25 protein-coding genes are annotated in these 26,324 nt (G+C 33.6%); 19 read left to right on the top strand and 6 right to left on the bottom strand.

Annotated features, from left to right (window positions below; all coding sequences use genetic code 11):
* Positions 1–73: 73 nt before the first annotated feature.
* Together GKZ88_RS15245 and GKZ88_RS15240 are read left to right on the top strand one after the other, a co-directional pair.
* On the top strand, positions 74–1,135 hold the full coding sequence (locus GKZ88_RS15245; RefSeq protein WP_155103215.1) for an AraC family transcriptional regulator: 1,062 nt from the start codon (positions 74–76) through the stop codon (positions 1,133–1,135).
* A 112-nt stretch (positions 1,136–1,247) separates the two neighbouring features.
* Complete coding sequence (locus GKZ88_RS15240; protein ID WP_155103214.1) at positions 1,248–3,638, top strand: outer membrane beta-barrel family protein; 2,391 nt, start codon at positions 1,248–1,250, stop codon at positions 3,636–3,638.
* Between the two features lie 79 nt (positions 3,639–3,717).
* Here the strand turns inward: GKZ88_RS15240 and GKZ88_RS15235 are convergent, their stop codons facing one another.
* Positions 3,718–4,977, bottom strand: a complete 1,260-nt coding sequence (locus tag GKZ88_RS15235; RefSeq protein ID WP_155103213.1) for an aspartate kinase — start codon at positions 4,975–4,977, stop codon at positions 3,718–3,720.
* A gap of 133 nt (positions 4,978–5,110) precedes the next feature.
* Positions 5,111–5,611 carry a GNAT family N-acetyltransferase gene (locus GKZ88_RS15230; RefSeq protein WP_142451686.1) on the bottom strand — a complete coding sequence of 167 codons (501 nt, stop codon included), beginning with the start codon at positions 5,609–5,611 and terminating at the stop codon, positions 5,111–5,113.
* Positions 5,612–5,782: 171 nt separating this feature from the next.
* Between GKZ88_RS15230 and fbp the strand changes: the two genes are divergently transcribed.
* Together fbp and GKZ88_RS15220 are read left to right on the top strand one after the other, a co-directional pair.
* The gene (fbp, locus tag GKZ88_RS15225) at positions 5,783–6,787 is read left to right on the top strand and encodes a class 1 fructose-bisphosphatase (RefSeq protein WP_155103212.1); all 1,005 of its coding nucleotides are present in this window, start codon (positions 5,783–5,785) and stop codon (positions 6,785–6,787) included.
* Positions 6,788–7,004: 217 nt separating this feature from the next.
* On the top strand, positions 7,005–7,415 hold the full coding sequence (locus GKZ88_RS15220) for a hypothetical protein (RefSeq protein WP_155103211.1): 411 nt from the start codon (positions 7,005–7,007) through the stop codon (positions 7,413–7,415).
* Between the two features lie 121 nt (positions 7,416–7,536).
* Here the strand turns inward: GKZ88_RS15220 and GKZ88_RS15215 are convergent, their stop codons facing one another.
* Complete coding sequence (locus GKZ88_RS15215; protein WP_155103210.1) at positions 7,537–7,968, bottom strand: TerB family tellurite resistance protein; 432 nt, start codon at positions 7,966–7,968, stop codon at positions 7,537–7,539.
* 171 nt (positions 7,969–8,139) lie between these two features.
* Here GKZ88_RS15215 and GKZ88_RS15210 point away from each other — a divergent pair, with 171 nt between their 5' ends.
* The 5 genes from GKZ88_RS15210 (at position 8,140) to GKZ88_RS15190 (ending at position 11,538) form a co-directional block, all read left to right on the top strand.
* On the top strand, positions 8,140–8,733 hold the full coding sequence (locus GKZ88_RS15210; RefSeq protein ID WP_155103209.1) for a HupE/UreJ family protein: 594 nt from the start codon (positions 8,140–8,142) through the stop codon (positions 8,731–8,733).
* Between the two features lie 5 nt (positions 8,734–8,738).
* Entirely contained in the window at positions 8,739–9,170 is a 432-nt protein-coding gene (locus GKZ88_RS15205) for a dCMP deaminase family protein (RefSeq protein WP_155103208.1), read from the top strand.
* Positions 9,170–10,753, top strand: coding sequence for a S41 family peptidase (locus GKZ88_RS15200; RefSeq protein ID WP_155103207.1), 1,584 nt, complete (start codon positions 9,170–9,172; stop codon positions 10,751–10,753). The genes GKZ88_RS15205 and GKZ88_RS15200 overlap by 1 nt, the downstream gene beginning before the upstream one ends.
* Positions 10,754–10,765: 12 nt before the next feature.
* On the top strand, positions 10,766–11,131 hold the full coding sequence (locus GKZ88_RS15195) for a nuclear transport factor 2 family protein (RefSeq protein ID WP_155103206.1): 366 nt from the start codon (positions 10,766–10,768) through the stop codon (positions 11,129–11,131).
* Positions 11,132–11,223: 92 nt separating this feature from the next.
* Positions 11,224–11,538, top strand: a complete 315-nt coding sequence (locus tag GKZ88_RS15190) for a hypothetical protein (protein ID WP_155103205.1) — start codon at positions 11,224–11,226, stop codon at positions 11,536–11,538.
* A 93-nt stretch (positions 11,539–11,631) separates the two neighbouring features.
* Here GKZ88_RS15190 and GKZ88_RS15185 read toward each other — a convergent pair whose 3' ends face one another.
* The 3 genes from GKZ88_RS15185 to GKZ88_RS15175 all read right to left on the bottom strand — a co-directional run bounded on the left by GKZ88_RS15185 (position 11,632) and on the right by GKZ88_RS15175 (position 13,119).
* Positions 11,632–12,237: an FAD-dependent oxidoreductase gene (locus GKZ88_RS15185; protein WP_155103204.1), complete on the bottom strand. Its 606-nt coding sequence runs from the start codon at positions 12,235–12,237 to the stop codon at positions 11,632–11,634.
* A 2-nt stretch (positions 12,238–12,239) separates the two neighbouring features.
* Positions 12,240–12,440: a hypothetical protein gene (locus GKZ88_RS15180; protein ID WP_026728410.1), complete on the bottom strand. Its 201-nt coding sequence runs from the start codon at positions 12,438–12,440 to the stop codon at positions 12,240–12,242.
* Between the two features lie 100 nt (positions 12,441–12,540).
* Complete coding sequence (locus GKZ88_RS15175) at positions 12,541–13,119, bottom strand: MarC family protein (protein ID WP_035653377.1); 579 nt, start codon at positions 13,117–13,119, stop codon at positions 12,541–12,543.
* Positions 13,120–13,408: 289 nt separating this feature from the next.
* On the opposite strand from GKZ88_RS15175, the gene GKZ88_RS15170 reads away from it, so the two are divergent.
* The 10 genes from GKZ88_RS15170 (at position 13,409) to GKZ88_RS15125 (ending at position 26,321) form a co-directional block, all read left to right on the top strand.
* A complete protein-coding gene (locus GKZ88_RS15170) occupies positions 13,409–14,191 on the top strand; it encodes a DUF4412 domain-containing protein (RefSeq protein ID WP_155103203.1) in 783 nt (260 codons plus the stop codon).
* 90 nt (positions 14,192–14,281) lie between these two features.
* Entirely contained in the window at positions 14,282–14,851 is a 570-nt protein-coding gene (locus GKZ88_RS15165) for a DUF3109 family protein (RefSeq protein ID WP_155103202.1), read from the top strand.
* A gap of 336 nt (positions 14,852–15,187) precedes the next feature.
* Positions 15,188–16,165 carry a ribonucleotide-diphosphate reductase subunit beta gene (locus tag GKZ88_RS15160; protein WP_035653382.1) on the top strand — a complete coding sequence of 326 codons (978 nt, stop codon included), beginning with the start codon at positions 15,188–15,190 and terminating at the stop codon, positions 16,163–16,165.
* Positions 16,166–16,433: 268 nt separating this feature from the next.
* Positions 16,434–18,827, top strand: a complete 2,394-nt coding sequence (locus tag GKZ88_RS15155) for a ribonucleoside-diphosphate reductase subunit alpha (RefSeq protein ID WP_155103201.1) — start codon at positions 16,434–16,436, stop codon at positions 18,825–18,827.
* A 104-nt stretch (positions 18,828–18,931) separates the two neighbouring features.
* Positions 18,932–19,855, top strand: coding sequence for a hypothetical protein (locus GKZ88_RS15150; protein ID WP_155103200.1), 924 nt, complete (start codon positions 18,932–18,934; stop codon positions 19,853–19,855).
* A 239-nt stretch (positions 19,856–20,094) separates the two neighbouring features.
* Positions 20,095–21,492, top strand: coding sequence for a DUF1800 domain-containing protein (locus GKZ88_RS15145; RefSeq protein WP_155103199.1), 1,398 nt, complete (start codon positions 20,095–20,097; stop codon positions 21,490–21,492).
* Positions 21,493–21,504: 12 nt separating this feature from the next.
* Entirely contained in the window at positions 21,505–22,671 is a 1,167-nt protein-coding gene (locus tag GKZ88_RS15140) for a DUF1501 domain-containing protein (RefSeq protein ID WP_155103198.1), read from the top strand.
* A gap of 477 nt (positions 22,672–23,148) precedes the next feature.
* Entirely contained in the window at positions 23,149–23,985 is an 837-nt protein-coding gene (locus GKZ88_RS15135) for a prephenate dehydratase (protein WP_155103197.1), read from the top strand.
* Positions 23,986–24,070: 85 nt separating this feature from the next.
* Complete coding sequence (locus GKZ88_RS15130) at positions 24,071–25,216, top strand: aminotransferase class I/II-fold pyridoxal phosphate-dependent enzyme (RefSeq protein ID WP_155103196.1); 1,146 nt, start codon at positions 24,071–24,073, stop codon at positions 25,214–25,216.
* 244 nt (positions 25,217–25,460) lie between these two features.
* On the top strand, positions 25,461–26,321 hold the full coding sequence (locus GKZ88_RS15125) for a prephenate dehydrogenase (RefSeq protein WP_155103195.1): 861 nt from the start codon (positions 25,461–25,463) through the stop codon (positions 26,319–26,321).
* Positions 26,322–26,324 lie beyond the last annotated feature (3 nt).

Here is a 26,324-nt window from a genome sequence, read left to right as displayed (position 1 = left end):
GTATTAAAACTAAAAAGGCGATCAATCAAAATCAATTTTTCTTTAGCTTTGTGAGGATAAAACAAATTTAAAAATGGACACAGGTAAAGAACTCTTATTCTTTTTTAGTGCTTTAGGAGTTTTCAACGGAATTATTCTGGGTGTATATTTCTTTTTCTTTACCAAGAAAAAATACCTGACTAATTATTTTCTGGGCGCACTTTTATTTGCACTAAGCATCAGAATAGGGAAATCTGTATTTATATATTTTAATCCAGCCTTGCCAAAAACATATTTGCAATTTGGGCTTACGGCTTGTTTTTTTATTGGACCTTTTCTTTATTATTTTCTAAAATCAGCTGTTGCCGAAATTAATATAATGCCAAAATCCTGGAAAATTACACTTTTATTCTGGGGAATATTTATTGTTTCGATCGGAATTATTTATCCGTATGAATATTATCCCTTGCTTTGGAAACGCTATTTTATAAAGGTTATTTATTTGCAATGGTTTGTTTATATCGTAGTTTCTGGATTTGAAATCAGAGGAATATTGGCAAAAATCATAAACAGAAAACATAAAACAACTCCATCAGAAATGTGGTTTGGGATGATTTTTCTGAGCAATTTGTTATTGTTTCTTTTTTATTTTCTGGCTATAATGCATGCTCCGGCGGCAACTTATATTAGTGGTGCGGTTGTTTTTTCGTTTATTCTGTATTTAATTATTTCGATTCTTTTGTACCGAAAAAAGACAGAGGATTTGTTTTTATTGAATGGACCCAAAAATTCTGGTAAAAAAATAGATTCGGCGGAAGCCACAATTTTATTAGAAAAATTGGATAAAATTATGCTTGAAAAAGAATGGTATAAAAACTCAAACCTCACTTTACAGGATTTGTCTCAGGAACTTACTATTTCGAGCCATCAATTGTCTCAGTTTTTAAACAATAATTTGAATAAGAATTTCACCAGTTTTGTGAATGAGTTCCGAATAAATGAGGCTTGTAAAATAATAACTTCAAATGACAAACTGACCTTGGAATCTATAGGTTACGATGTTGGGTTTAATTCCAAATCGACATTTTTTGCGGCTTTTAAAAAACATACCGGAACTACGCCTTTGAATTATCAAATTCAGTCTCTGGATGCATAAACAGAGTCTCGATTTATAAATTCGTACTCCTGATTTCGCTTTCGATTACCTCATTTTGTGATTTGAAACTGACTTTTGTTCTCACAAAGTCAAATTTTAAATACAAAAATTCATGAAGTTTTTAATTCTGGTATTCGCTTACATTTCTTGTTTTCTTCTAAATGCAACCCAATCAAACGCGCAATCCATTCAGAAAATATCTGGAAAAGTGATTAATTCAAATAATGAATTAATGATGGGAACCGCAACAGTCTTATCTGTTCAGGATTCTACAATCATTAAACAATTGGATTTTTTTGATGGCGTTTTTCAATTGTCGGATATCAATCAAAAAGAAATTCTTTTAAAATTAAATGCAGCAGAATTTGCAGATCGTTATTTGAGTGTGAAATACGAGGGAAAAGAAAATGTTGATTTAGGTCCCATTATCGTCATACAAAATCAATTAAATGAAGTTATTATAAAAAGCCAGCCTTCATTAATAAAATATGGTGCAAACGGAAATATTGATGTTAATGTAAACGGAACGGTTCTCGCAACGAGCAGTTCTGTAAATGAATTATTAGGAAGAGTTCCAAATGTTACAGTGGCCGATGGAGAAATAAGCGTGATCGGAAAAGGAGAAGCTATTATTTACTTAAATGGAGTTTTGATTAATTACGACCGTTTTGCTGCAATTCCGGTTTCTCAAATTCAGAAAATAGAAGTCATTTCAAATCCGTCTTCCAGATATGATGCCGAAGGAAAAGCGGTTATCAATATTGTGACGAAACAAAACGTTGAAAGTGGTGTAATAGGAACGGCAAGCCAGCATGTTTCGGTTTCTAAATTTGGAGGAACAAGCTATAACTCGCTTTTTGATTTTAGTTATTCTAAAGGAAAGTTTTCTTTTATAAGTAATTACGGTTTGCAATTGGGTAGAAATCGTGAATTGTTATACACTACCAGAACGCGCCCAAATCCTGATGAATACATAAAATCTGAATTGACAACAGATTGGAAAAGAAGATTCAATAATTATTCAAATTTTGGAGTAGGACTTCAATATAGTTTTAATGCAGCTAATTATATTTCGTTGGCTTACAGCGGTAATGTCAATGATTTAGGAGGAATAACAAAAAGCACAAATACTATAGAAAATAGTTTCGGAAGTAGTTTTTACGCCACAGATGTTGATCGAAATGATGTTTTATTGAATCAGTTTGTTAATTTGAATTATAATAGGGAAACAGATCAAAAAGGTTCAACATTGTTTATTGGTTCTCAATTTTCCAATTACAATCTGACAATAGGAGATCAAATTAAGGAAAACAGTTTTGTTGAAGAAACAGATCTAGAAAGGTATTTAAAGAATAATGTGGGAAGCAGGATTAATATAATTGCAGTTCAGGCAGATTATACAAAAAAAATAGATGAAAAAACAAAACTTGAAACGGGAGCAAAGATTAGTTATGCAACGATAAAATCGGGAACTGCTTTTCTGATTTCTGATGATAATTTGGATTTTGAATTAGACGAGAAGCTTTCGAGTGATTTTAAATACAATGAAAAAATTGTAGCTGCTTATTTCAACTATGTTAGAACTTGGAATGATAATTTCAATTTTTCGCTTGGTGTAAGAGCAGAAAAAACGAATTATAATTTGTTTACAAATGCAAATAAAGTTCAGGAATTTGAAAAAAGTTACAGTAACCTCTTTCCAAACGCACTTTTAAATTTTGATTTTTCAGACGATTGGAAAGTACATTTTTCGTATGCTGCAAGAATCACAAGGCCAAGATATCAGGCTTTGAATCCTTATGTTGTTTATCAAGATCCATTTACTACAATTGAAGGAAATCCAAATTTAGTTCCAGAAAAAACACACGCTTTTGAAATCGGTACAATGTATAAAAAGTTCGATTTTAAAATAGGATATACGTATAAAATCGACCCGATTTCTGCTGCTGCTTTGCGCGGTGACACACCCAATAGTTATGTTTTAAGAGCTTTAAATTTGGAAAAAGGACACACTTTTTTTAGTTCGCTTTCTAGATCTTTTAACGTCAAATGGTGGAACTCTACCAATACAATGAGTATAACGTGGCAGAAATCTGTAGATAATTTTTATGCATTTGAATTTAGTCCTGTGAAACCTCAATTTTATTTGTATTCCAATAATACTTTTACGATTACAAATCTTTTCAAGCTTCAGCTTTTGGCTTGGTATTTAAGTGACAGAAGTTATGGATTGGGAAGTGAAAACAGCCGTTCGACAGTAACTTTAGGAATTGAAAGAAATTTTTTCGGTGATACTTTAAAGCTCAATTTTTCAGCCAATGATATCTTTCACAAGTTTATGGTTTCTGGAGATTATAATGTTGGGCAGACTCAAATTTATTACCATAGAACGTATACGAGTAATTACTTTAAACTTATTGCAACTTATAATTTTGGGAATTCTAAAAAAACAACTTATAAGAAATCTGAAATTGAACAATCGGAGAATAATAGAGCGAGGTAAACAAAAAAAGGCCCCACATTAAAGTGAAGCCTTTCTAAAATATATTTGAATTGAAATAATTACCTTTTATAAAGCAATATTAGTTTAGCTCTTTTGTCACAATCTGCATTGTTTCACGGCTCACTTGTTTCAATAAAACTTCTTTGTTTTTTTCAACCGTTTCGGCAGCTTGTTCTGTAAAGTGACGAATGGTATAAAGTGTTACATTTTCGCTGTAATCTACTTTGAATTTTTTCGAAAGAATGGCGTTCAATTCGTTGAAATTTCCAAATTTATCTTCCACACAAACAGAGAAACTAATCGCAGAATTCTGAATTAGGTTCACTTTGATTTTAAATTCGTGGAATAATCCAAAAATCTCACTGATATGCTCTTCCATAATAAAAGAGAAATCAATTGACGAAAGCGAAATTAAAAGCTGTTCTCTTTTTACAATAAAACATGGATATTGCGGTTCAAGATCAACACCTTTAGAAACGCAAGTTCCTTTTAATAAAGGATTTATGAATGATTTTACGTATAACGGAATTTCTTTTTTCTGTAACGGCTGTAATGTTTTTGGATGAATAACTGTCGCTCCGTAAAACGCCAATTCGATTGCTTCACGATACGAAATTTGGTTCAACAAACTTGCATTTTCAAAATAACGCGGGTCAGCATTCATAACTCCAGGAACGTCTTTCCAGATGGTTACGCTTTCGGCATTTAAGCAGTAAGCAAAAATTCCAGCCGTATAATCTGAACCTTCACGGCCAAGAGTTGTCGTAAAGTTGTTTTCATCGGCACCTAAAAATCCTTGCGTGATATTTAAAATTTTACGCGGCACATTTTTGCTGATATTTTGCTGTGTAGCTTCCCAGTCAACTTCGGCATCTCTGTAAGTTGCATCAGTTTTGATGAAGTTGCGGACATCAAGCCATTGCGTTTGAATTCCTCTGAAATTCATATAATGACTTAAAATATTGGTAGAAATTAATTCTCCAAAACTTACTACCTGGTCATAAACGAAATTGTAATTTGGCGATTTGTTATGCGCTAAAAAGTATTCCAGCTCAGTAAATTGTTCGTTTACTGCTGTAAAAACTGCATGTTTTTCGTCTTCAAATAAATCCAATAAGATTTGATTGTGGTACTTTTTTATTTCTTGTACCGAAGAATTTAACTCAGCCGATTTGTCAAAATAATTTTTGATAACCACTTCAAGAGCATTTGTTGTTTTTCCCATAGCCGAAACTACCAGGATTACATCTTCATAACCTACTTTTTGTAAAACGTCATAAACGTTTTTAATTCCATCTGCATCTTTAACCGATGCTCCACCAAATTTAAATACTCTCATTTTTAATTTTAGATTTTTAATTTCAGATTTCAGATTCAAATTGAAACCTAGTATTTTGTTTTTTTGCCACTAATTCCACGAATTTCCACAAATTAATTCGTGCTAATTCGTGAAATTCGTGGCAAAATAAATTTTATAATTTTTCTAAGAACGAATTAACTCCTGCTTCATCCATTTGAACAACTTGCCAGTCTTCCAGAATTCTTGCTCCAGAATTCTTGTAAAAATTAACGGCTGGTGTATTCCATGCTAAAACATTCCATTCCACTCTTCGAACGTTATCTTTTTTTCCTTGTTTCATGATTTCAGCATAAAGCGCCGATCCTAAACCGGTACCGCGCATTTTTTCTTTTACAATCAAATCTTCAAGGTGTATTGTTTTTCCTTTCCAGGTCGAATAGCGGTAATAGTATAATGCAATTCCAACTATTTCTTTTCCATTTTTACTTTCTTCAGAATCACTTTCAATCTCTGCCACAAAAACCTGAAAAAGAGGTTTTTCTCCAAATCCGTCACGAACTAAATCTTCTTCTGTAATTACTACAGCTTCAGGTTCTTTTTCGAATATTGCCAGCTCCTGAATTAATCCTAAAACCGATTTCATGTCTTCGGGATTTCCTTTTCTAATATTCATTTATTCGTATTATTAAGTGTTTATTAGCTAAAAAAGCATTTATTTATAAGGTACTTTTTGCTATTAATTAGCAAATATACAATAGTAGCAAACTAACAAAATAATTTTTAAATCATTCTCACAAAATAAGCGATATTTGTGACTTTAAATTAAAACTATAACGATATAGCAATGGAAGAACGCAATAAAACACTGGGAGAGTTTATTATTGAGAACCAAAAAGCATTTCAGTATTCGTCGGGAGAGCTTTCCCGGATTATCAACTCTATACGTTTGGCGGCAAAAGTCGTAAACTATAAAGTTAACCAAGCAGGATTAGTGGATATTATTGGCGCCGCAGGTGAACAGAATATCCAGGGAGAAGACCAGCAAAAATTAGATGTCTATGCCAACGAAGTATTTATCCAGACGTTAATAAACCGTGAGATTGTCTGTGGTATTGCTTCTGAAGAAAACGACGATTTTATAACTGTTCAGGGGAGCGACAACAGTCATAATAATAAGTACGTGATCTTAATGGATCCGCTTGACGGATCTTCAAACATTGATGTAAACGTTTCTGTGGGAACTATTTTTTCTGTTTTCAGAAGAATTACACCGATAGGAACCCCGGTAACAAGCGAGGATTTTTTACAGCCGGGAATCAATCAAGTGGCAGCAGGTTATGTGATTTATGGAACTTCGACAATGCTGGTTTATACCACCGGACATGGAGTAAATGGTTTTACACTGAATCCGGCAATTGGTACATTTTATCTTTCACACCCAAATATGAAGTTTCCAGAAAACGGAAATATCTATTCGGTAAACGAAGGAAATTATGTTCATTTTCCGCAAGGAGTAAAAAATTACATTAAATATTGTCAGCGTGAAGAAGAGGACAGACCTTATACTTCAAGATATATAGGAAGTCTTGTAGCTGATTTTCATCGAAATATGATAAAAGGCGGCATTTATTTATATCCAACAAGCTCAAAAGCACCAAAAGGAAAATTACGTTTATTATATGAATGTAATCCTATGGCTTTTATTGCAGAACAAGCCGGAGGAAAAGCAACAGACGGTTTTGGAAGAATTATGGAAATCCAACCGACAGAATTACATGAAAGAGTTCCGTTTTTCTGCGGAAGCAAAAATATGGTGATAAAAGCTGAAGAATTTATGGCAGCTGAATAAAAGTATTCAGTGTTCAGTTTTTAGTATTCAATCATAGTCAACCTAACAGGTTTTTATATCCTGTTAGGTTTTTTTGTTTAAGTTTTCATGGTTGAATATGAGTTTAAAATCAAATCCAATAAGTTTAATAAAAAAGGATCTTTTTTTTGAAAACACTTATTTATATTTGTATGAAAATATTTATTAATTTAATTAGTTAAACTTTAAAATATACCATATGAAAAACATAACTATTACTCTTTTAGCCATTTTGTCATTCTTAACCATTTCCTGTAATAATGATAAAAACGATGATATAATTATAGGAAAATGGGAAGACAATATTAAACTTTCTCAAAAAACCGCCACTGTTACTTCTGAAAGTAATTCGATAACCATTACAACACAAGGTGAGAGTTGGTGGCTGAACGGAATTGCATTAAATAAGGTAATGATTGATTTAGGTAAAGTTGATACGTTTGCTAAAAACTTTGTTGTTACGAATTCAGAATTTCAATTAGAAAGAAAGAATGGTAAAACCATTATAATAACAATGAATAAAAATACGACCAATGCTGAAAGAGTTCTTTCTATTGCACTTGAAGATGGGGATTATTTTGATAACATAAATATTACTCAGTCAAAATAATCGTTTAGAATATAGGATCAAAACAAAAACCCGATAATCAAATTATCGGGTTTGTTTTATAATTTCATTCACAGTCAAATTTTCAGTATAAAACTGAATACTAAAAACTGATTACTGAATACTATTTATGCATGTGCTGCATTTCGTAAATAAAAGTATCTCCGTCAACTTTCTGATCTACTAAAGACAATGCTTTTGCAATGATATAATCCACGTTGCTTGGAGTGAATCCTAAAGCTACACTTATCTTTTTTAACAATACTTCTTGTTTGTCTTCAAGGTGGTGGTCAACATGCACCATTCTTGTTAAGTCATATAAACGCTCTAAACGCTGTACGTATGAATAAGGCGGATTAATTGGGTATTTTAATGGATCGCTAAGGATTTCTTCGTACTCTGATTCTGTAATTTCTAAGCGAGAAGCAAGTTTATCTAAGAATTGTTTTTCTTCAGGATATACAATTCCATCTGCTAAAGCTACGCGAACAATAGCTGAGAAATGGCCTTTATTTCTTTGTTTGAATTCGCTATCAAATAATTCTGAAAATGACATAATTAATTAAGGTTTTTGTTAAACAAAGATAAAAGTTATTTTAATTCATAATTTTAAATTTCTCATAAAATTTAACTTATTTTTCTGCGTTGTTTTTACGGAGGGACTTCACGAAATTTTCAAAATAAATCGTAAGTTTACATCCCCTAATCATTTAATATTACAACCCCTATGTCAGAATTTTGGATTTATTTTCAGATAGGACTAAAACATGTTTTAGACATCAATGCCTACGATCACGTTCTTTTTTTAATCGCACTAACGGTTCCTTATGTTTTTAAAGATTGGAAACGCATTTTGCTTTTGGTTTCGGTTTTTACAATCGGTCATACAGTAGCATTAATACTTTCTGTTTTTGGAATAATTGCAGTAAAAGTGAATCTTGTAGAGTTTTTAATTCCAATAACGATATTGATAACCGCCTTGTATCATCTTTTTACAGCAGGAAAAGCAACTAAAAATGAAGGTGTAAATTTAATTTTTATGGTTACCCTGTTTTTTGGAATTATACACGGACTTGGATTCTCAAATTATTTTAAAACAATTTTAGGAGGTTCGGCAACGTCAAAATTACTACCTTTAGGAGAATTTGCGTTAGGAATCGAAGCAGCTCAGTTAGTTGTGGTTTTCGTAGTTTTGATACTATCATATATAGTGCAGACCGTATTTCGTTTTTCAAAACGCGACTGGGCACTTGTAATGTCGGCTTTTATTGTTGGAGTTGTGATTCCGATGATTATTGAAAGCCCAATTTGGAACAGATAAAATAAATGGAGATAAAAAAATTAAACAAATACGATAAAGCTTATTTGAGAATTGCAAAAGAATGGAGTTTGCTTTCGTATTGCAAACGCAAACAAGTAGGCGCAATTATCGTAAAAGACCGAATGATCATTTCTGATGGTTACAATGGAACGCCATCTGGATTTGAAAATTGCTGCGAAGATGAAGACGGACTGACCCGATGGGATGTCCTTCATGCCGAAGCAAATGCAATTTTAAAAGTAGCACGGTCAACGCAGTCCTGTGAAGGTGCGACTTTGTATATCACACTTTCACCATGTAAAGAATGCAGTAAATTGATACATCAGTCAGGAATTAAAAGAGTGGTTTATCATAATGGATATAGAGATGATTCCGGACTTCAATTTTTGTTAAAAGCGGGTATCGAAGTCGAACATATTCCTGTTTTAGAAGAGTAATGAAATTTAATCCAAAATATTTGCCAATTGTTATCGGAGCTACTTTTGCTCTGGGAACCGTACTCGGAAGCCTGATGAATGCTCCCGCAGATGATCAGCTTTTGGCTAAAAATTACTCGAAAACCAAATTAAATAAACTGATCGATTTTATTAATAATGAATATGTCGACAGTATCAATACCGATTCAATTGTTAATCTGACAGTTGATAATATCTTATCAAAATTAGATCCGCATTCCGTTTATATTCCGCCAAGTGAACAAGCCGAAGTTGCCGAAAGCATGAAAGGTGATTTTGTTGGAATCGGGATTAATTTTTATATGTATAAAGATTCTGTTGCAATCATAAAACCTATTGAAAACGGACCTTCTGCGAAAGCGGGACTAAAATCTGGCGACCGAATTTTATTTGCAGGAAAAACAAAATTATACGGACGAAAACTTCCTTCTGATAGTTTATTTTCGAAATTAAAAGGGCTTCAAGGTTCTGAAATCGAATTGACGGTTTTTAGAAAATCGGAACAAAAGAAACTGAAATTTAAAATCAAAAGAGATATTATTCCCATTAAAAGTGTTGATGCTTCTTTGATGCTTGGAAATAATACAGGTTATATCAAAATCAACCGTTTTGCCGAAACTACATATAATGAGTTTAAAACTGGTTTGACTCGATTGAAACAAAGCGGTATTCAGTCACTGGTTATTGATCTTCGTGACAACGGTGGCGGTTACATGGAAGAAGCTGTAGCTATTGCCGATGAATTTTTGAAAGACAAACAGTTGATCGTTTTTACCAAAAATAAAAACGGCACAACCGAAAAAACATACGCAACAAAAGCCGGAAGTTTTGAAACCGGAAAAGTTTATGTTCTGATTAATGAAAACAGTGCTTCTGCCAGTGAAATCTTGGCTGGAGCCATTCAGGATAATGATCGAGGTACTATCGTTGGGCGCCGTTCCTTCGGGAAAGGATTAGTACAGCGCGAAATGGATTTTAATGACGGATCTGCAGTGAGATTGACTGTGGCGCGTTATTACACACCTACAGGAAGATCGATTCAGAAACCTTATAAAAAAGGAAATGAAGAATATTTTAAAGAATCAGAATCCAGAATAAAATCTGGAGAACTTTATGCGAAAGACAGCATAAAAGTGGCCGATTCATTGAAATTTAAAACTCCAAAAGGCAAAATTGTTTACGGCGGTGGCGGCATTGTTCCCGATGTTTTTGTTCCGATGGAAGCAGAGCACGGAAATGAAAATGTTGCTTATTTATTGCAAACCGGAATTGTTGGACATTTTGTTTTTGAAGAATTGGATAAAAATAGAAAAGCGTTTGTTGGACTTCATTTCAATGAATTTTTAGAGGAAATGAAAAATTCAGATGTTTATTTCAAGAAGTTTAAAAACTACATTGCAATGACTGGTCTGGATTTAAAGTTAGATAAAACAAAAGCTTTGGTTAACCGTTATATCACAGCTGAATTTGCTAGACAATTATTTGGCGAATTGTATTACTACAATGTGATTTTGAAAGAAGACGCCATGATCAAATCGGTTTTAACTCCGAAAAAACAATCCTGAAACTTTTAAAATATGAACACAGAAGCCATTGTAAATGCTGAAATCGAACTTTTGACTGCAATTAAATATGCTGATGTTTCAACTTTAGAGAAGCTCCTTCACGACGATTTGCTTTTCAATTTGCCTGACGGAAACACAATCACAAAAGACTTTGATTTAGAATCCTATCGTTCGGGGAAAATGAAAGTAGTGTCATTAGAAGCTTCAGATCAAATTATTAATATAATTGATGATGTGGCTGTCGTAACTGTAGTAGTTTCATTAAAAGCGACTTATGATAATGCTGCAATAAATGGCGTTTTTAAATACATCAGAGTTTGGAAACAGTTTGATGAAAATTTAAAAGTTATCGCCGGAAGCTGTATTCCATTGGCATAAATTTTGAGAAGAAACTTAATAATAACATAAAATTAGACTTAGCGATCCTTGCGTAATTCTTGGCGTACTTTGCGGTTAAACACATTTAAAACATGAAAAATTTAAAAAGAATAGGTTTTCTTCTGATGGTAATGACTTTTATAATCTCTTGCGCAGGTGCGAAAGATACTTCCAGAACAGTTTCAGGAAAAGTCGAATCAATTGAAGGAGGTAAAGACGGCTACACAGCAAAAATCAACACAGCTCAAAAAGAGGTTTATTTTGCCACAATCAGTATTGTAAATGTAGGGGGACCACAAAACTACAAACAAGTAAAAATTGGTGATGAAGTTTCAGTAAAAGGAGAATTCTGGAAATCTGAGGATGAAAATCATATTAAGGTTACGCAGATAATTTCTGTGAAATAAAAATTATTTAAACCATATAAGTTATATAAGTTCATTTAATATCTATGCGCAAAGCATTTATATTGACTTATATAACTTATATGGTTTAAAATTTTATCGAATGCTATCGTGCACATGAGTCTGCACGCCATTATTCCATAAAGTAAGAATATCTGTGGCAACAGCGGCACCGCTTCCTGCGGCAATAGCTAATTGGCTTCTCCAGCCAGCTAAAGTTCCAATTGCATAAATGCCCTCAGCAACTTTGTGATCGTCATTTTTTAACTGAATTCGCTGTTTTTCTGGAAGTGCTTTTTTATGCGGTTCAACAAACTGCATCAAGCCTTCAATGTCAAATGTATTGGCAGAACCAATTCCGACAACAATGGTTTTTGTTTTATAGGAGTTTTTATTTGTTATTACAGTAAATTCAGGAAATTGTCCTTCAACTTTAATTACCTTTTCATTTGGAATTTGAGTAATATGCGGATAATTTGCAGCTAAATCCTGTGTGCTTTCTGTAAGTAATTCAGAACCTAATTTCCCTGACGTTATGCCATAAGCATTGTAGAAAATTGCTTCCTGAAGAGAAGAATTTTTTTGATGTGTAAAAATTCCGATTTTTTTATCGGCAGCAAAAGCTTTATTTTTAGCAGAGCCTAATACAAGTGCACAAGATATTCCTGATACGCCTCCGCCAATAATTAGAACGTCAAACATTATTATCTGCCGTTTGTTTTTTCTTCAATTCTTTTTGAAATTCTAAAAATCAAAAGAATCAATACGGCGCAGAAAGAAGCGGCGATTCCAATAAAAGCTACCATACTATCCCCTTGAAATGGGTTTTTAAAGTCCAATAGCGTAATATTAAAAACAATTAAAGCTAATGCTAAAAGCACTAATATTGAAGTAAAAATTTTCATCTGGTTGTTTTTTGTTTAAAATAATCAAAGTAAAACCTTAAAAAAGAGCTTAAAGTTTTGTTTTTAGAAATTTTATGGGGTAAAAGTATAAAAATAAATGTTAGACGAACAAACCTTTAACATTAGCGGCGAATAATTTAACAGCAATCGCTAAAAGTATGACGCCAAATGTCTTGCGGACCACGCCCAGACCGTTTTCACCTAGTAAAGTTTCAATTTTCTTTGATGATTTTAAAACGATGTAAACCAGTATAATATTTAGTAAAATAGCGATAATAATATTGATCGTATGAAATTGAGATCGGAGCGATAGCAGTGTTGTCATAGTTCCGGCTCCGGCAATCAACGGAAACGCTAAAGGAACAATTGAAGCTGATCCTGGCTCTTCATCACGATAAATTCGGATTCCTAAAATCATTTCCAAAGCAAGAAAGAATAATACAAAAGATCCGGCAACGGCAAATGAATGTACATCAATACCAATTAAATTCAATAATCCTTCTCCAACAAAAAGAAAAACAATCATAATCATACCTGCGACTAAGGAAGCTTTTTCTGAATCAATGTGCCCAACTTTTGCTCGTAAATTGACAATAATCGGAATCGATCCTACAATATCAATTACTGCAAAAAGTACCATTCCAACTGTAATAATTTCTTTAAAGTCAATTTCTAACATATAGCGCTGATTTTAAGCGATTAATAATTTGCTGCAAAAGTAGGTAATAAAGTTAGGTGATTTTTTGACACCTTGTATTTTTGTTATAAAAACACTGTTTATTCGTGTAAATTGTGATATTTGTAACATTGTAATCTTTCGGTTGCTGATTTGCGGAAAAAGGGCCGCTTATTTTTGAACTTAATTTATTTTCTGTTTTTCTAGGAAAAGTTAATAAAATCAAGCGTTAAAAATGTAACTTACTGAAAATCAATCACTAAATTTGTTGTAACTTAAAAAAGGAAAGATTATGAAAAAGATGATGCTTGTTATAGTTTTCTTGTGTTTGTTGTTTCCATTCAATAGTTCACAAGCCCAAATCTGGCAGCAAATTAAAAAAGCAGCACAACAAAAAGGTCAAAACGGGAGTGGAACCGCTGATCAAAATGTAAGTATGGAAAATGCCGTTTTGGGCTACGGTAAAAATAAAGTTGACCCGTCGGTTGTCCCGAGTTCGTATAATTTCAGCTGGAAATATATTATGGAAATTAAAACGGATGAAGGAAAAGCAATGAATGCAAATTATTTGCTAGAACCTAATGCAGCTTATTTTGGAATGAATATGTCGCAGGGACAAGGACAGGATATGTTCATGATTATGGACTCTAAAAACAGCATTACGGTAACTGCTTTTGGAAACGGAAAGGAAAAAATGGCATCAGCGTCAAAAATGGCTGATTATTCGGAAATGGCGAAAAAAGAGGGAGAGAAGTCTAAATTTACTTATAAGGCACTTCCGAACAAAACCTTTTTGGGGTACAACTGCAAAGGAATTCAGATGACAAGTGATGAATACGATATTATTTGTTATTACACGAGTGAGGCAAAAGTCAGTTTTGGCGACATGTTTAAAAATCAGAAAGGATGGAAAATGCCCGAAGGATTATCGAATTATTTTAAACCCGAGGACCGTACCTTATTAATGGATATGACAATGAAAGATTTAAAAAGCCGAAAAGTAACCACAATGAAATGCATTAGTTTGGAAAAAAGCGCTTATACATTTAATAAATCCGACTATAAATTTATGTAGATAAAATGGTAACATTCTAAATAAGTTGGGTTTGCAAACATATATCGGTGAGCGGTTTTTATTTCCTGAATCTTTAATTACCTTTGCAAAATGTTTCAACTAGGAAAAACCATCGTATCAGAGGATATACTCGAAAAAGAATTTGTTTGTAATTTATCAGCATGCAAAGGGGCTTGTTGCGTCGACGGAGATGCAGGTGCGCCTTTGAGTGAAGCTGAAACTAAAATCTTGGAAGAGATTTATCCAAAAGTAAAACCTTTTTTAAGAAAAGAAGGAATTGCTGCAATTGAGGCTCAAGGAACTTGGGTAAAAGGAACTGATGGCGATCTTGAAACGCCATTAATTGATGAGAAAGATTGCGCTTACGTTATTTTTGACGGAAAAACGGCACTTTGCGGTATCGAGCAAGCTTACAATCAAGGAATCGTAGACTGGAAAAAACCAGTTTCTTGCCACTTATATCCAATCCGTGTGAAAGACTTTACAGAATTTGCGGCGGTAAATTATGATAAGTGGGATATTTGCGATGATGCCTGTTCTTTAGGCAAGGAATTAGAAGTTCCAGTTTACAAATTTGTTAAAGAAGCTTTGATTCGCCGTTTTGGTGAAGACTGGTATTTGGAACTTGAAAAAGTTGCTGCCGAACTTAAGAACTCGTAAAAATCAAGTGTAAAAAATACCCTTTTGCGAGGGCGCGTTTTAACTCAAAAAAATAAAGTTTTAGCTCAAAAAAAACTTTTAAAAACTATTTAAAATTTCTTGCTTTTTATTTCAAAAAGTCTATATTCTACGGGACTTCAAGATGCTATTTGTGCTTTTAAAGTGTTCATTTGCAATAAATTAATTATTGTATGAAAATCATTTCAAATTTCACCCGTTGTTAAAAACTACGTCGAATTGTGAATAAGTTTGACTTTCATTTTTAGCGATAATTGACAATCTTTGTAGTCTACTGAATTAGTAAAGTTTCAGTATAAAAATTAAACAAAAATTGTCATGTCACAAGTCGAACCAATATTACAAGAAAATAAAAATCGTTTCGTTATTTTTCCAATTAAACATCATGATATTTGGGAATGGTACAAAAAGATGGAAGCTAGTTTTTGGACTGCGGAAGAAATCGACTTGCACCAAGATTTGACAGATTGGAATAACAAATTAAATGATGATGAAAGATATTTCATCAAACATATTCTTGCATTTTTTGCGGCTTCTGACGGAATCGTAAATGAGAATCTTGCTGAGAATTTTGTAAACGAAGTTCAATACGCTGAAGCGAAGTTTTTCTATGGTTTCCAGATCATGATGGAAAACATTCATAGTGAAACGTATTCTTTATTGATTGACACTTATGTTAAAGACGAAGCAGAAAAAGCAGAATTATTCAATGCTTTGGAAGTTTTCCCTGCAATTGCTAAAAAAGCAGAATGGGCTTTAAAATGGATCGAGTCTGATTCATTTGCTGAAAGACTTATTGCTTTTGCTGCTGTTGAAGGTATTTTCTTCTCTGGCGCATTCTGTTCAATTTATTGGTTGAAAAAACGTGGTTTAATGCCAGGTTTGACATTTTCTAATGAATTGATTTCTCGTGACGAAGGCGTACATTGTGATTTTGCGGTTCATTTGCATAATCATCATTTGATTAACAAAGTACCAAAAGACAGAATCAAAGAAATCATTGTTGATGCTCTTGATATCGAAAGACAATTTGTAACAGAATCGCTTCCGGTAAGTTTAATTGGTATGAACGCGACTTTAATGACGCAATACTTAGAATTTGTTGCCGACAGATTATTAGTAGAATTAGGTTGTGAGCGTGTGTATGGATCAGCGAATCCGTTTGATTTCATGGACATGATCTCTCTTCAAGGAAAAACTAATTTCTTTGAAAAACGTGTTGCCGAGTATCAAAAATCAGGTGTGATGAACACCGACAGCGATGCTCAAAAAATTTCATTTGACGCAGATTTTTAGAACAACAGTATTTTGATTTTGGCTGATTTTATCTAAGGCCATGATTAATAATTTTTACAGAACAATTTTAGGTTAGATCTCTATCACCCAAATCGGAGATTTAATAGCAATTTTAACGGCTTTTCGGTTTGATATTCAAATTGGAAAAGGACAACTATTGAGAATCCTGTAATTCTCGAAAAATAATTTAAAAACACGCAATGTTTAAGTACTAGAATTCGTTTTCTAGATGCTTTCATTTTTTCAATAACTAATTAATAGTAAGCTTATGTATGTAGTAAAAAGAGATGGCCACAGAGAGCCCGTAATGTTTGATAAGATTACAGAAAGAATCAAAAAATTGTGTTACGGCTTGAATGAGCTCGTAGATCCGGTTAAGGTAGCGATGAGAGTTATCGAGGGATTGTATGATGGGGTTTCTACTTCTGAACTAGATAATCTTGCGGCAGAAACGGCGGCTTCAATGACTATTGCGCATCCTGATTATGCACAATTGGCAGCGCGTGTGGCAATTTCAAATCTACATTCAAATACAAAAAAATCGTTCTCAGAAACGATGAAAGATATGTATCACTACGTAAATCCAAGAAATGGTCAAGACGCACCATTAATTGCTGATGACGTATTTAAAGTGATTCAGGAAAATGCTGCTTTTTTAGATTCTCATATTATTTATACAAGAGATTTTAATTACGATTACTTTGGTTTCAAAACTTTAGAGCGTTCTTATCTTCTTAAAATAAACGGAAAAATCGTAGAGAGACCACAACATATGTTGATGCGTGTTTCGGTTGGTATTCACTTAGACGATTTAAAATCGGTTATTGAAACTTACGATTTAATGTCTAAAAAGTTCTTTACGCATGCAACGCCAACGTTGTTTAATGCCGGAACTCCAAAACCTCAAATGTCTTCTTGTTTCCTTTTGGCAATGCAGGATGACAGTATTGATGGGATTTACGACACATTAAAACAAACAGCAAAAATCTCGCAATCAGCAGGAGGAATTGGACTTTCTATTCATAACGTTCGTGCAACTGGATCTTATATTCGTGGTACAAACGGAACTTCAAACGGAATTGTTCCAATGTTGAGAGTATTCAATGACACCGCTCGTTACGTAGATCAAGGTGGTGGAAAACGTAAAGGAAGTTTTGCGATTTACATTGAAACTTGGCATGCTGATATTTTTGATTTCTTGGATTTAAAGAAAAATACAGGAAAAGAAGAAATGCGTGCGCGTGATTTATTCTTTGCCATGTGGACTTCAGATTTGTTCATGAAACGTGTTCAGGAAGATACAACTTGGACTTTAATGTGTCCAAACGAATGTCCAGGATTATATGATGTTTACGGAGATGAATTCGAAGCATTATATACGGACTATGAATTTAGAGGAAAAGGAAGAAAAACAATCCGTGCTCGTGAATTATGGGAGAAAATCCTAGAATCACAAATTGAGACTGGAACGCCATATATGTTGTACAAAGATGCAGCAAACCGTAAATCGAACCACAAGAATTTAGGAACAATTCGTTCTTCTAACTTGTGTACAGAGATTATGGAGTTTACTTCTAAAGATGAAATTGCAGTTTGTAACTTGGCTTCTATTTCGTTGCCAATGTTCATCGAAAATGGAAAATTTGATCATGAAGCGCTTTACAACGTTACAAAACGTGTAACGCGTAACTTGAACAAAGTAATCGACAGAAACTATTACCCAGTTCAAGAAGCTGAAAACTCAAACATGCGTCACCGTCCGGTTGGTTTAGGTGTGCAAGGTTTGGCTGATGCTTTTATCATGTTGCGTTTGCCATTTACAAGTGACGAAGCTAAAACATTAAACCAAGAAATTTTCGAAACTTTATACTTTGCCGCTGTAACCGCTTCTATGGAAATGGCAAAAGAAGAAGGACCATATTCTACATTTGAAGGGTCTCCAATGTCAAAAGGAGAATTCCAATACAATATGTGGGGAATGAAAGATGAAGAATTATCAGGACGTTGGGACTGGGCTTCATTAAGAAAAGAAGTGGTAGAACACGGAGTTCGTAACTCATTGTTAGTAGCGCCAATGCCAACTGCATCGACTTCTCAGATTCTTGGAAACAACGAAGCTTTCGAACCATATACATCAAACATTTACACACGTCGTGTATTGTCTGGAGAGTTCATCGTAGTAAACAAACATTTACTAGAAGACTTAGTAAAACTAGGTTTATGGAACGAAGATTTGAAACAAGAAATTATGCGTCATAACGGATCTGTTCAAAATATTGATAGGATTCCGCAAGACTTAAAAGATTTATACAAAACTGTTTGGGAAATGTCGATGAAAGATATTATCGATATGTCACGTCAAAGAGGTTATTTCATTGACCAATCTCAATCGTTGAACTTGTTTATGCAAGATGCAAACTATTCTAAATTGACTTCAATGCACTTCTACGCTTGGCAGTCAGGTTTAAAAACAGGAATGTATTACCTAAGAACAAAATCAGCAGTTGATGCGATTAAGTTCACATTAAACAACGATAAAAAAGAAGAAACAGCTCCGTCTTTAGTTGCAGAAACTGAAGAAATCAGTGTTGAGGATTACAAAGCGATGTTGCTGAAAGCACAAGCGGCAGATCCTGAGGATTGTGAGATGTGTGGGTCTTAATTTTTTTTTAGAGGAAAGAAAATAGAATAAAGAGAAAAGATTTATTCTTAAATTAATAGAAAGCAGTTATTGTAATGATAGCTGCTTTTTTTACAATAAAAAACATGAAATTAGTCAACGATATAATCAATGAATTAATAGATACAGAAAAAACTGTAAGTTCTCCACTTTTAAAAACAAAAGTTTTAGCCAGTAGACTTCAAAATGAAACTTTATTAAAATGGGTTAGCAATGAATTAAAAGGATATGAAAATTCAGATGAATTACCAATTTATCGAAAATATAAGGGAAATATAGTTGGGACATTTATTAATGGGAATCAACAATATAATAATCAACCAGTTCCGATACTTGGTCTTGATAAAGAATTTCAAGATATGCTAACTGATATGAAATTTTTTGATAGTATATCAAGTTTAGAAAAACTTAATCAAGAAGATGGAAGAACAATGATGGGCTATGTTTTTCCTGCAGAAGTTACAAGTCTTATCGCTGAAAATTGGAGAAATATGGGGAATCCATATCTACATCTAATTAACTGTCAAAGACGAGTTGCAGGTAGCGTAGTTGAAGAAATTATAGCATCAGTTAGAAATAGTTTGTTAGATTTTATGCTTAAGATAGATTCGGAATTTGGAAATATTACAGAAATAGAAGAATTAAAAACTAAAAAAGAAGCAATTGCAACAATTATGAATCAAACAATTATAAATAATACTGGAGACGGAAATGTTTTAAATACAGGAGAAAAAGCTCAAATTTCGGCAAATATAAATATTGCAAAAGGAAGTAAAGATGAACTTTTTAGAAGATTAAAAGAGGGTGGAGTTAAAGAAGAAGATATTACTGAACTTGTTGAAATAATAGATGATGAAGAGCCGAATTTTGTAAATAATACATTTGGACAAAAAGTAAATACTTGGACTCAAAAAGTGTTAGGAAAAGCTCTTGATGGTTCTTGGAATATTGGAATAGGTGCAGCTGGAAGTTTGGTCGCTGAAGTAATAAAAGCTTATTATGGAATGTAGAGAAAAAATGACATGTCTCTATTCTTCTATGAATGAATCTGAATAAAAAATAAAAAGCGAAGAAGATGTTTTATTATCTTCTTCGTTTTATTTTGTAGGTAACAATATCCCCAAAAATTCCCCGTTCTAATTATTACCAAAGATTTTTAAAACTTAGCATCTCAGTAACTAAGTAACTCAGAACCTTCTCTTTAAACCTTTAGGAGAAAGTCAAGTCTTATTGTAATAATTTCTGCATCATGAAAAAAAGCAATCTTTGGTCCTTACGATTGGGTTTTTCTGGAAAAGAATCTGATAAAATTGAAAAATTAGGATTAGAGAAATTTCTAAAACATTCCTATGATTCAAAATTCGATAAACAACTTCCTGCTTTTTTAGAAGACGATCCTAAAACACTTATCGAATTAAAAGAATTTAAGCAGGCTATAAAAGATGCTGATTCTGACGCTAAAAAGAAAATTCTCAAAAAAGAAATTTATTCAGCCATTGAACTAAGAAGATGGTGGATTAATAAAATGCGAACTGATGAATTTCCGCTTCGGGAAAATATGGTTGTTTTTTGGCACAACCATTTCGTTTCAACTTCGCAAAAAGTAAAAGTCAATTACTGGATTTATCAGCACAATATGATTTTACGGGAACATGCTTTTGGAAACTTCAAAGAGTTAACGAAGCAAATCGTAAAGTCAAACGCGATGCTAAAGTATTTAGACAATGTCGACAATAAAAAAGGCAAATACAACGAGAATTTAAGTCGGGAATTGTTGGAGTTATTTACTATCGGAATTGGAAATTATTCTGAAAATGATATCAAAGAAGGCGCAAAAGCACTCGCAGGTTTAAATTATGGCGATGACGGCGGTGTTTATAGAAAAATTCCTGAAGATAACAGTGATAAAACCTATTTCGGAAAAACGGGAAATTGGAAAGCCGATGATCTTGTAGATATCATTTTCGAACAAAAAAACATTCCGTATCTCATTACCAGAAAAATTCTGAAATGGTTTATTTATGATAATCCACCCGAAGATTTAGTGATTTATTATGGTGATTATTTTCGAAAGAAAAACTTCGAAATTCAACCTTTGCTGACAAAAATTTTTACCGAAGAATATGCCAAAGAAAATTCGGGAAACAAAATCAAAGATCCATTGGTATATATCATTCAGTTGATTGATGAATTGGAAGTAAAAGATTTTGATGACGCAATGATAGCGCTTTTCCTTCGACAGCAAGGAATGGATTTATACAATCAGGTAAATGTAAAAGGCTGGGACGGCGGAAACTCCTGGCTGACTTCTCAAATTTATTTACAGCGAAATAATACATCGGATTTGCTTTGCAGTGGAAGAAGTATTTCAAAAAAAGTATTGAACACAATGACAGGAGAAGAGGAGAAACCAAAAGTAGAATTCGACAAAATCGATGTGAAAATTGATTTTGATTCCAATGGAAACAACAAAACAATCATTGCAGAATTGTCCAACCGATTATTATTTGATGTAAATGATTCCATGCAAAAAGACATGGAGAATTTACTCAAATACGATTTTGACCCAAAAGAAGCGCACGCCAATTTCGCGGTCATCCGACTTTTTAATTACATCACAAAACTTCCAGAATATCAATTAATTTAAAAAGCAGTAATCATGAACAGAAGAGATTTTCTAACATTGACAGGAACTTTTACTGGCGGAATGCTTGTTCTTCCTGATTTTTTACACGCTTTTGGTTCGCAGAATAATTTAATAATCGGTGAACAATGTGTTGTTTTTGTGCAATTGAACGGCGGAAATGACGGATTAAATACTTTTATTCCGTTTGATGATCCTTTATATTATAATTATAGAACCAAAATTGCTTTGAATAAAGATTTGGTAATCAGTAAAAATAAAGGAATGGCTTTTCATCCTTCGTTGAAAGATTTTGCCCAAATGCAACAAAACGGAGATTTGACGGTAATTCAGAATGTAGGTTATCCAGAACCAATTCGTTCCCATTTTAGAAGTCAGGAAATTTGGCAAACCGCAACAGATTCTAATAAATATATAAATGAAGGCTGGCTCGGAAGATATTTAGATCTTCAGTGCAACGGACATCAGGCGACGGCCGGAATAAATTTAGATTCCATTGATAATCTCGCTTTAAAAGGTGTTGAACCTAATTTTATAACCGTAAAAGATCCAAACCGATTTAAAGTAAAATCAGATAAAGAAGAAAATATAACGTTGTCTGATAATCCGCATTTAGACTTTGTTCGAAAAATTGCTAATTCGGTTACTGAAGGTTCAGATGAAATTCAGAAAGCTTTGGCAAAATCAAAATCCGAAATCACTTATCCAAAAACGGAGTTATCCAAAAATCTGGAATGGATAGGAAGATTGATAAAAGGAAATCTGAATTCGAAAGTTTATTATACTTCGCTCGGCGGATTTGATACGCATGATAATCAACTTGCCATACACGAGAAAAAATTAGCCGATTTGAATGATGCTTTATACAGTTTTTATCAAGATTTAAAACAAGCGCAATTATTGCAGAATGTTACAATTGTAGTTTTTTCTGAATTTGGAAGACGAGTAAAAGACAACGGAAATGGAACAGATCATGGAACTGCAGCGCCAATGTTTATTATTGGAGGAAATAATAAAGGAACAATTTTAGGGAACAATCCAAATTTAGCCGACTTAGATAATGGTGATTTAAAATATCAAACCGATTTTAGAAGTGTTTATGCATCTTTATTAAAAGAAAAATTGAATTTTGATTATTCAAAAATTGGGATTTCGAATAAACCGGTTTCTGGATTGTTTTGATTGAAAGATAGCCACGACTCGAGCGATAGCGAACAGGCGAAGTAATTCACGAATTTTTATTTTAAAATCTGTGTAATTCGAATTAAATAACCACAATGATTTGCGCTAATTCGTGAATTCGTGGCGAAAAAAAACTTAGCATCTTAGCAACTCAGAACCTTAGAACCTCATTTTAATATTCTCATTTTAAGCCTATATTTTTATATTATCATACAAAACCTGCTAAATTTGTTAAGAAATCCCTTTTTGTTTCATAAAATGCAATAATTTTTTTGGTGCGCTAAAAATAATTTATACATTCGCAGAGAATTTAAACAATAACACAAACGAAATGGCATCTAACCGTTTTTATTTTAGCAACTCTTTTTATTTCTTCTTTAGTAGAAGTGAGGATTGTGCTATGGTTATTTGAAAAATATAAAGACAAATAAAACTAATATACAATCCTGATGCAAATCAGGATTTTTTTTTGAATATATGACAACGAAAATTGCAATACAAGGTATAAAAGGTTCTTTTCATCATCAGGTTGTGAATGAGTATTTCGCTGAAAACGTGGAAATTGATGAATGTTTGTCTTTTGAAGAATTGATCGACAGCCTTCTTTCAGGAAAATCGGATCAGGCGGTTATGGCGATCGAAAATTCAATTGCAGGTCCAATTATTCCGAATTATGCTTTGATTGACAAGAATAATTTACACATTATTGGAGAGCATTATTTAAGCATTCACCAAAATTTAATGGCTTTGAAAGGTCAGAAAATTGAAGATATAAAAGAAGTTCATTCGCACCCAATGGCCATTTTGCAATGCATGGATTTCTTAAAACAATATCCAAATATCAAATTGGTTGAGGATAAAGATACAGCCGAAACAGCCAGAAGAATTCAGGAAAAACAATTAACCGGAATTGCGGCAATTGCAAGTAAAACGGCTTCTGAAATGTATGATTTAGAAATCATCGCGCCAGAAATTCAAACGATCAAAAATAATATGACTCGTTTTGTGATTATCAAAAAGCAAAATTCATTTTTGCCGGAAAACGAAATCAACAGAGCGTCAATCAAATTTGAATTGGATCACAAAAGAGGAAGTTTAGCAGCGGTTTTGAATGTAATGAGCGACTGCAAGCTGAATTTGACAAAAATTCAGTCGCTTCCAAAAATTGAAACACCTTGGAAATATTCATTTTTCGTAGATGTGACATTTGAAAAATACGAAGATTTTGCAAAAGCCAAAACGTTATTAAACATCATGGCGGAGTATTTTAAAGTGTTAGGGGAATATAAAAATACAAAACCTTATATAGGTTAGAAGTTAAAAGTTAGAAGTTAAAAAGTCCTTCGACTTCGCTCAGAAGGACAAGAAAATAAAACTCTAAAAGAGAAATATTAAAAAAATGATTACAACAGCAAAAAGATTAGATACAGTTGAAGAATACTACTTCTCCTCAAAATTGAGAGAAGTTCGTCAACTGATGTCTGAAGGAAAATCGATCATCAATATGGGAATCGGAAGCCCTGATTTGAGTCCGTCAAAAGCAGTAATTGAAGCAGTCGCTGCAGCAATTCAAGACGAAAACGGGCATGGTTATCAAAGTTATCAGGGATTACCGGAATTGAGAAAAGGGATGGCCGATTTTTATCAGAATCAATTTGGTGTTGAAGTGAATCCGAATAATGAGATTTTACCATTGATGGGTTCTAAAGAAGGAATTATGCACATTTCGCTGGCTTTTTTAAATGAAGGCGATCATGTTTTAATTCCGAATCCAGGTTACCCGACTTATACTTCGGTAACCAATTTGGTTCAAGCAGTTCCAGTTTATTATGATTTGAAAGAAGAAAATGGCTGGGAACCAGATTTTGAAGCTTTAGAAAAATTAGAGCTGGAGAAAGTAAAAATTATGTGGCTGGGATATCCGCACATGCCGACAGGAGCGAGAGGAAGTTTAGCGTTATTTGAAAAATTGGTTGCTTTTGCTAAAAAACACAATATATTATTGATCAACGACAATCCGTATAGTTTTGTTTTGAATGATAATCCGATGAGTTTATTGCAGATTGAAGGTGCGAAGGATGTGGCTTTGGAATTGAATTCGTTAAGTAAAACGTTCAACATGGCCGGCTGGAGAGTCGGAATGGTTTTAGGAAATCCTGAAATTATCGATGCGGTTCTAAAAGTAAAAAGCAACATGGACAGTGGGATGTTTTACGGAATTCAGAAAGGTGCAGTTGCCGCTTTAAATTGTGATAAATCTTGGTTCGAAGATCAAAACAAAATTTACAGACGCCGAAGAGAATTAACAGAAAAATTGGCAGAAAAACTAGGCTGTAAAGTATATAAAGAAGGAGTCGGGCTTTTTGTCTGGGCAAAACTTCCGGAAGGAATCGAATCAGCAGAGAAGTTTATTGACGAAATATTATATGAGAAACATATTTTCATCACGCCGGGAACCATTTTTGGAAGCAACGGCGAAGGATATATCCGATTCTCATTGTGTGTGAAAGAAGAAAAAGTACAAGAAGCGATTGATAGATTTTAGAAGCAAGAATCAAGAGTAAAGAATCAAGATTTTAGATTTTTAGACATAGTTTGTCAGGCTGAGCGAAGTCGAAGCCCAAGTTCCAATTGGAGCGCCCTTCGACTCCGCTCAGAGTGACAGAAAAGAATAAAGGTCTTGAAAAAACGAGAAGCCCTAGCCCTGATAGAAGCGGCATCCTTTTATGGCGGGGTTCGCCATAAAAGATACAGCGGATAGCAGGAAACAGCTTCTAATAAAAAGAAATATGAAAGTATACGTAATAGGAATAGGATTAATAGGCGGTTCGATGGTGCTGGACATCAAAGACCAACATCCGGATTCGACGATTTTTGGAATTGACAGCAACGAAAAGCACTTGCAGGAAGCCATTGATCTTGGAGTTATCGACGAAGCGGGAAGTTTTGAAGATTTGGCTGAAGCCGATTTTGTAATCGTTTCGGTTCCGGTGGATGTGGCGCTGACGGTTTTGCCTAAAGTGCTGGATTCGGTTGGAGATAAAACGATTGTTTTTGAAGTGGGATCAACGAAGAAACCAATTTGTGATGCCGTTGCCAATCATCCAAAAAGAAGAAATTTTATTGCCACGCATCCGATAGCAGGAACGGAGTTTTCAGGACCTTCGGCGGCGATAAGAGGTTTGTTTAAAGGAAAGACAAACATTATTTGCGAAGTGGAAAAAACCACTTTTAAATTGCAGGAAAAGGCATTAAAGCTTTTCAGCGAAATCGGAATGAGGATTCGATATATGGATCCGACTTCGCACGACAAACACATTGCTTATGTTTCGCATTTGTCGCACATCAGTTCGTTTATGCTCGGGAAAACGGTAATGAATAAGGAAAAAGACGAACAGGATATTTTTGATATGGCGGGAAGTGGATTTGAAAGCACGGTTCGTTTAGCAAAAAGTTCGCCGGCGATGTGGACACCGATTTTTAAGCAGAATAAAGAGCACGTTCTGGAAACATTAGAAGAATATATTTCAAATCTCAGTCGGTTTAGGGATTTGCTGAAAGAGGAGAATTACAATGCCATTTTTGAAGAAATGGAAAGCACAAATAAGATAAAAGAAATACTAAACGGATTAACAACAACTAAAAAGTAAATT

The organism is Flavobacterium sp. LC2016-01, from assembly GCF_009711135.1.
In the GTDB taxonomy this organism is placed as follows: Bacteria; Bacteroidota; Bacteroidia; order Flavobacteriales; family Flavobacteriaceae; genus Flavobacterium.
The sequence above is the reverse complement of the archived record's forward strand: the minus strand, read 5'-3'. Positions and strand labels throughout refer to the sequence as shown.

What these genes read in the sequence shown, in the direction of transcription:
- GKZ88_RS15245 (WP_155103215.1), top strand. Translation starts at nt 74, where the DNA reads ATGGACACAGGTAAAGAACTCTTATTCTTTTTTAGTGCTTTAGGAGTT.
- GKZ88_RS15240 (WP_155103214.1), top strand. Translation starts at nt 1,248, where the DNA reads ATGAAGTTTTTAATTCTGGTATTCGCTTACATTTCTTGTTTTCTTCTA.
- GKZ88_RS15235 (WP_155103213.1), bottom strand. Translation starts at nt 4,977, where the DNA reads ATGAGAGTATTTAAATTTGGTGGAGCATCGGTTAAAGATGCAGATGGA.
- GKZ88_RS15230 (WP_142451686.1), bottom strand. Translation starts at nt 5,611, where the DNA reads ATGAATATTAGAAAAGGAAATCCCGAAGACATGAAATCGGTTTTAGGA.
- fbp (WP_155103212.1), top strand. Translation starts at nt 5,783, where the DNA reads ATGGAAGAACGCAATAAAACACTGGGAGAGTTTATTATTGAGAACCAA.
- GKZ88_RS15220 (WP_155103211.1), top strand. Translation starts at nt 7,005, where the DNA reads ATGAAAAACATAACTATTACTCTTTTAGCCATTTTGTCATTCTTAACC.
- GKZ88_RS15215 (WP_155103210.1), bottom strand. Translation starts at nt 7,968, where the DNA reads ATGTCATTTTCAGAATTATTTGATAGCGAATTCAAACAAAGAAATAAA.
- GKZ88_RS15210 (WP_155103209.1), top strand. Translation starts at nt 8,140, where the DNA reads ATGTCAGAATTTTGGATTTATTTTCAGATAGGACTAAAACATGTTTTA.
- GKZ88_RS15205 (WP_155103208.1), top strand. Translation starts at nt 8,739, where the DNA reads ATGGAGATAAAAAAATTAAACAAATACGATAAAGCTTATTTGAGAATT.
- GKZ88_RS15200 (WP_155103207.1), top strand. Translation starts at nt 9,170, where the DNA reads ATGAAATTTAATCCAAAATATTTGCCAATTGTTATCGGAGCTACTTTT.
- GKZ88_RS15195 (WP_155103206.1), top strand. Translation starts at nt 10,766, where the DNA reads ATGAACACAGAAGCCATTGTAAATGCTGAAATCGAACTTTTGACTGCA.
- GKZ88_RS15190 (WP_155103205.1), top strand. Translation starts at nt 11,224, where the DNA reads ATGAAAAATTTAAAAAGAATAGGTTTTCTTCTGATGGTAATGACTTTT.
- GKZ88_RS15185 (WP_155103204.1), bottom strand. Translation starts at nt 12,237, where the DNA reads ATGTTTGACGTTCTAATTATTGGCGGAGGCGTATCAGGAATATCTTGT.
- GKZ88_RS15180 (WP_026728410.1), bottom strand. Translation starts at nt 12,440, where the DNA reads ATGAAAATTTTTACTTCAATATTAGTGCTTTTAGCATTAGCTTTAATT.
- GKZ88_RS15175 (WP_035653377.1), bottom strand. Translation starts at nt 13,119, where the DNA reads ATGTTAGAAATTGACTTTAAAGAAATTATTACAGTTGGAATGGTACTT.
- GKZ88_RS15170 (WP_155103203.1), top strand. Translation starts at nt 13,409, where the DNA reads ATGAAAAAGATGATGCTTGTTATAGTTTTCTTGTGTTTGTTGTTTCCA.
- GKZ88_RS15165 (WP_155103202.1), top strand. Translation starts at nt 14,282, where the DNA reads ATGTTTCAACTAGGAAAAACCATCGTATCAGAGGATATACTCGAAAAA.
- GKZ88_RS15160 (WP_035653382.1), top strand. Translation starts at nt 15,188, where the DNA reads ATGTCACAAGTCGAACCAATATTACAAGAAAATAAAAATCGTTTCGTT.
- GKZ88_RS15155 (WP_155103201.1), top strand. Translation starts at nt 16,434, where the DNA reads ATGTATGTAGTAAAAAGAGATGGCCACAGAGAGCCCGTAATGTTTGAT.
- GKZ88_RS15150 (WP_155103200.1), top strand. Translation starts at nt 18,932, where the DNA reads ATGAAATTAGTCAACGATATAATCAATGAATTAATAGATACAGAAAAA.
- GKZ88_RS15145 (WP_155103199.1), top strand. Translation starts at nt 20,095, where the DNA reads ATGAAAAAAAGCAATCTTTGGTCCTTACGATTGGGTTTTTCTGGAAAA.
- GKZ88_RS15140 (WP_155103198.1), top strand. Translation starts at nt 21,505, where the DNA reads ATGAACAGAAGAGATTTTCTAACATTGACAGGAACTTTTACTGGCGGA.
- GKZ88_RS15135 (WP_155103197.1), top strand. Translation starts at nt 23,149, where the DNA reads ATGACAACGAAAATTGCAATACAAGGTATAAAAGGTTCTTTTCATCAT.
- GKZ88_RS15130 (WP_155103196.1), top strand. Translation starts at nt 24,071, where the DNA reads ATGATTACAACAGCAAAAAGATTAGATACAGTTGAAGAATACTACTTC.
- GKZ88_RS15125 (WP_155103195.1), top strand. Translation starts at nt 25,461, where the DNA reads ATGAAAGTATACGTAATAGGAATAGGATTAATAGGCGGTTCGATGGTG.